This window comes from Candidatus Eisenbacteria bacterium, assembly GCA_016867495.1.
Taxonomy (GTDB): domain Bacteria; phylum Eisenbacteria; class RBG-16-71-46; order CAIMUX01; family VGJL01; genus VGJL01.
In genome coordinates this window covers 1-5,959 of record VGJL01000160.1, presented here as the reverse complement: position 1 = coordinate 5,959, position 5,959 = coordinate 1, and the positions used below count along the sequence as shown (strand labels likewise).

2 protein-coding genes are annotated in these 5,959 nt (G+C 66.8%); one reads left to right on the top strand and one right to left on the bottom strand.

Going from position 1 to position 5,959, the window contains the following annotated elements; translation table 11 throughout:
* Positions 1-1,318: 1,318 nt before the first annotated feature.
* Positions 1,319-1,996 carry a DUF4114 domain-containing protein gene (locus FJY88_11205; protein ID MBM3287901.1) on the bottom strand — a complete coding sequence of 226 codons (678 nt, stop codon included), beginning with the start codon at positions 1,994-1,996 and terminating at the stop codon, positions 1,319-1,321.
* A gap of 632 nt (positions 1,997-2,628) precedes the next feature.
* On the opposite strand from FJY88_11205, the gene FJY88_11200 reads away from it, so the two are divergent.
* A partial coding sequence (locus FJY88_11200; GenBank protein MBM3287900.1) for a hypothetical protein occupies positions 2,629-5,959 on the top strand: 3,331 nt, incomplete at its 3' end.

Below are 5,959 nucleotides of genomic sequence, written 5' to 3'. Positions count from 1 at the left end.
TGTCCGCGCGATCGCGGATCGACGCCGCCGACGCCACGCCGGGAACGAGGTCGGTGGCCATCCCATCGGCCCCGTCGCTCTTCTGCTGCTCGTCCTCGTTCCGCTCGGCCTGACCGACCCTGTCTGGCGCGGCCTCGACATGTACTGGATCGGGGGACTGATCGCCGCCGCGGGCGCGGTCCGCCGCGCGGCCGAGCCGGCCCGCCCCTCCGGACTCCGGCGGCTCTTCTTCCCGCTGGCGCTCGCCATCGTCTTGATCGATCTCGCGCCGCTCAGTCTGGTCACCACCTATGGAGTCCATCGAGAGGGGCGCGAGCGGATCTACGAGAGACTGCTCGATCGATTGGAGGGGAGGAGGTTTCTGGAGATTCCCGTCGATCCGGGAGGAAGACCCTACTCGAGCCACTGGCAGTATGCGCCCACCGCGCCCGCCGCCAGCGTGGGCGGTCCGGCCATCCAGAACGCCCCGCGAGCCTTCGCGCACCAGGCCGCGCTGATCGATACGGTGGCGCACGCCCTGGCCGCCGGGGGACCGCTCGATCGCGAGATCGTCCAGCTCCTCGCGCTCCACAACGTCCGCTATCTCCACCTCGTCTCCTCCCAGGGACTGGTCGATCCGAGCGGGCATGCGGGCAATGGCGCCGTCCTCGATCCCGATCTGTCCGCACTGAGAGTCGATGACGCGTCTCCAGTCTCGGTTCTGCCGCCGGATGGCGTGGGCCTGGGGACGCGAAGGCCCGACTCATCCATGACAATCGCGGTGGTCGCGACCGATGGACTTCCCCAGGCGATCTCTCGGAGCTTGATTCGAGATGACATCGACTGGTTGCGACGGGCCCGGCCGAGACCCGTGACGGCAGCATGCGTTCGCCTCCTTCCGAACCGAATGACGCTCGATCTGCCTGATGTCGGCGACGCCACCCTCCGCATCGCGAGGAATCCCTATCCCGGCGCGGAAGTCCTCCTGGACGGGCGGCCGTGTTCATGGAGAGAGGCCCCTCTGGGCGGTCTCGCGGTGGAGGTCGAGAAGGGCCGGCACCGGATCGAGATCAGAGCGGCGGAGAGTCGGACTCGTCGGGCCGTTCGCCTTCTCCAGGCAGCGATCGCTGTGGCATGCGGTTTCCTGCTCCTGGTCGGACACAGGCCGACGCTCCGCGTTCCCCACCAACGCGACGAGGCGCCGGGGCGGCGCTAGCGGCAGGACGACGCCTGGGAGAGACGGGAGGGAGCCGACCGGCCGGCGGGGCGAATGTGGCAAGGGCGCGCCGTCATCGGGCGCGCCCTCGTTTCACTACAGGAAGCTCGGAGCAGCCTGCCACTACTTCTTGCGGCGGCGGCCTCCCAGCAGACCGGCGGACGCGAGGCCCATTCCCAGCAGGGCGAGCGTCGCCGGCTCGGGAATCGGGTTGACCGCGTGCACCTGGACGACGAGGTCGTTGTAGTCCTGGTCCCACGCGTCTCCGGGCAGATCTTCCCACCCGATGACATAGTCGCCGGCATCAGCGCCGCCGGTGATGCGGTAGGACACCATGTGATCCAGTCTCCCCGCGTTTTCGCCCTGGCGTGAGGACCACGTGTCGGGTGTCAGAGAGTTGTCCACCGAGCGAAGTCCCCAGCGGAACGCCGGCATGATGGGGATCACTGCGGAAGGCGCGCCAAAGAGGAACCCCTGCCCGCCAGCGACAGTGAAGAGGGGATTGAAGGCGGCCGCGCCGCTGGACCCAACGAAGTACCCGAGGGTGTTGGTGTTGCCGGCGTAGCGCGCCTGAGCCTCGGCTCCGGCGCCGGCCAGGGCCTCCCAGGCCATATCGCCGGGGAAGGGCCCGTCGTCCACACGCGCGACATTGCCCAGACCGTAGAGCTGATCAAGGATTCCACCTATCCCGATCAGAGGAACGCCGTCCCCGACGAAGACCGGTGTGACCCAGGCCCCAGCCGTCGATGACATCACCGCCAAGAGCGCGGCCACGATGAGAACGCTACCCAACTTCCTCATAACGCTCGCTCCTTTCGCCAGAGTGGGACAATCGCTCTATCCATCTGGTCGTTGATTGCTCGCGACCGATATATAGCACCTGATGTGAAGATTAGCAGGTTCCTCCTATGCGGTCAAGGCAATTCGGCAGTCAGGTCGATATCCATGTCGCGCCGCCGGACCCGTAACCAGACAGGCCAGATGTAGTTAGCCGGACAGCCGACCGATTCGCGGACAGGGGCATGCGACGGCCTGCCGCGCACTGACGAGAGGGAACGTGCCGGCCCTCCAACTCGAAGGCGCTCAAGGCGTTCTTGACATTCTGGGCCCATCTGAGTACTATTCTCAACGGTCCTCCCTCCGTCGAAGTCTGACGGGAGGGCTGTTTTTCCGACATCGGCGGAATCGGTTTCCGTGCGAGTTCTGGGGGGGACTGGCGCGGTCGAGCCCGCAGGAGCCACGGCTTCTTTGCATGATTGCTCGTACTGAGGCAACCACGACGGGATCGCCTGTGCGCGCCGCCCAGGCCTCTTCAAACTCCGCTCTGTCCCACCTGGCGGCCCTCCTCTCCGGGCAAGCTCCATAGATCGATTAGGCCTTTCATCGAATGACTGCCGGCGATTCCCGCTGGGACGCCGATCAGGGGGTGTGCGTTGAGAAGATTGCTACTGACTCTATTGCTGAGCGCGGTCCTGGCCGGCGCGGCCCTTGCGGGCGTGAACCAGAACGGCGCGATCATCGTCCACACGAACGATGCCTACACGTACTCCTCGGGCACGCGGTGCACGACGGCTCTGGCTCGTCCCGCGACCTGCGAGGCGACGATCACGCGGACGGACCGCAGCACGACGCGATCCGTCCTGTGGTTCCTGTGGGCATTCCTGCCGAGCGCGACCCCCAGGGTCACGACGGTCTACTTCGGCATGAACATGGACATGACCTGTCTGGATCCGACCGAGTTCACCTGGGCATGGTGCAGCCCGACCGGGGTCACGCCTTCTCAAGACGTCTCGGGCGGCTGGCCGGGCGACGGCGAGAGCGCGACGGTTGGATGGCCTGTTGCCATCACCCAGAACCTCTATCCGTTCATGGTCATCCGGGCGGGCGTCGAGCAGTGTGGGGCTCCTTCGACGGCCCACATCTGCTCGTCGATCAACCATGTCGGCGGCTACGCCGCGTTCGTCGATGACAGCAACCCGCCGCAGACCGACTTGGTCACCAACTTTGGCTGCGTCCGCTGGTATCAGCCGGGCGTCGTGAACTGCCCGCAGGCGCTCTCGACTGGCGCCTGCTGCTTCCTCGATGGTCACTGCGAGCTCTTGAGCCAGGCCGCGTGCGAAGGCTCGCCGGGGGTCCTCCGCTTCCTCGGCACCGGGACCGCATGCGAGCCCACCAATCCGTGTCCCCAGCCGGGCGCGTGCTGCAATGTTAGCACCGGGGTCTGCTCGTTCACTCTCGCGGAGCTTTGCATCCCGCCTGACTTCCAGTTCATCGGCGAGGGCGTTGCCTGCACGCCGAGTCCCTGCCCCCTGCCCCCGCCGACTCTGCAGACTCCGCTCAACGGGGCCACATGCCAGAGCATCGCGGGCAGCCTCACCTGGTCGGACGTGCCCGACGCCGTCGGCTACACGGTGCAGATCGGCACTTCCTGCGGGACGGGCACAGAGTACAGCGTGGGAGGCGCTTCCTACGCCTACTCCGGACTCCTGTACAACACGACCTATCACTGGCGCGTGAAGACGAGAAACGTGGTGGGCGGGCACGGTCCCTACTCCGATTGCTTCTCCTTCACGACTCTGGGCGCGCCGCTCGCGGCTCCGGCTTTGCTCACCCCGGCCAACGGGGCGACCTGCGTGATTCTGCCCGTGACGCTCGACTGGGCGGACGTGACCGGGGCGACGGGCTACAGGCTCCGCATCGGAGCGACCTGTGGCGCGGGAACCGAGTACGACGTGACCTCCTCGGAGTACGTGGCCGCGCTGAACCCGGGGACGCGCTACTTCTGGCAGGTGAAGGCAAAGGACGGCTGCAACCAGTACGGGCCCTACTCCGCTTGCTACGAGCTGCGCACCTTGCCGAGCCCGCTCCCCTCGCCGGTCCTGATCTTTCCGCCGAACGGAGAGACCGGCCGGCCGACCGCCAGCTATCTCGCCTGGGACAGCGTTCCAGGGGCAGCCGGATACAAGGTCCAGATTGGAACTTCCTGCGGCTCTGGGGATGAGTTCGAGGTGACGGGGCCGTCGTATGACTACTCGGGTCTTACCGAGGGGGCGCTCTACTACTGGCGTGTGAAGACGAAGGACTCCTGCAACCAGTATGGGAACTACTCGGAGTGCTTCTCCTTCACGACGGCTCTTCCTGTCCTGCCGCCGCCGACGCTCGAGACGCCCGCGGACGGCGCGCTCTGCCAGGCGACGTCGGGGATTCTGAACTGGGCGGATGTCGGTGGCGCGGTGGCGGGGTACATGGTCCAGCTCGGGACGAGTTGCGGGTCCGGTCCCGAGGTGGAGGTTGGACCTTCGCAGTATGCCTATTCGGGACTCGATCCCGCGACGGTCTACCACTGGAGGGTGAAGACCAAGAACGCTCAGGAGGTCTACGGGCAGTATTCTGACTGCTTCTCCTTCACGACCCTGCCCGCGCCTCTTGGCGCGCCGACCTTGTTGAGTCCCGCCGATGGCGCCGTTGGGCAGCCTCTGGCCGGGACGCTGGACTGGTCGGACGTCGGCGGCGCCGCCGGGTACGTGGTCCGGATCGGCACGGGCTGCGGGAGCGGCGATGAATACGAGGTCGCCTCGTCGTCGTATGCCTACTCGGGCCTCGCGGCCGGGACGACCTACTTCTGGCAGGTGAAGACGAAAGACTCCTGCGGCCAGTTCGGGGGCTACTCGGGCTGCTTCTCGTTCTCGACATCGGGAGTCTCTCTGCCGCCGCCGACCTTGCTGGCGCCCGCCGATGGGGCGACGTGCGAGGCGGTTTCGGGGATGCTGGACTGGACGGATGTGGGCGGCGCGGCCGCCTACATGGTGCAGCTCGGGACGAGCTGTGGATCGGGCGCGGAGGTGGAGGTCGGATCGTCGCAGTATGCCTACTCGGGCCTCACTGCCGGGACGACCTACCACTGGCGCGTGAAGACGAAGAACGCGCAGGGCGAGTACGGGTCTTACTCGAACTGCTTCTCGTTCACGACGCTTCTCGCCCCGCTCGGAGCGCCGGCCCTGTTGAGCCCCGGGGATGGAGCCGACTGCCAGGCGCTGTCAGGGACTCTCGATTGGACGGATGTTCCGGCCGCTGTGGCCTACACGGTGCAGCTCGGGACGAGCTGTGGATCGGGCGCGGAGGTGGAGGTCGGATCGTCGCAGTATGCCTACTCGGCTCTGACCGCCGGGACGACCTACCACTGGCGCGTGAAGACGAAGGACGCTTGCGGCCAGTACGGCTCCTACTCCTCTTGCTTCTCCTTCACGACCCTGCCCGCGCCTCTTGGCGCGCCGACCTTGTTGAGTCCCGCTGATGGCGCCGTTGGGCAGCCTCTGGCCGGGACGCTGGACTGGTCGGACGTCGGCGGCGCTGCCGGGTACATGGTTCGCCTCGGGACCGGTTGCGGTGCGGGAACGGAGTACGAGGTCGCCTCGTCCTCCTACGCCTACTCGGGGCTGGCCGCGGGCGTGACTTACTTCTGGCAGGTGAAGGCCAAGGACAACTGTGGTCAGTTCGGGAGCTACTCGGGCTGCTTCTCGTTCTCGACGTCGGGAGTCTCTCTGCCGCCGCCGACCTTGCTGGCGCCCGCCGATGGGGCGACGTGCGAGGCGGTCTCGGGGATGCTGGACTGGACGGATGTGGGCGGCGCGGCCGCTTACATGGTGCAGCTCGGGACGAGCTGTGGATCGGGCGCGGAGGTGGAGGTCGGATCGTCGCAGTATGCCTACTCGGGCCTCACTGCCGGGACGACCTACCACTGGCGCGTGAAGACGAAGAACGCGC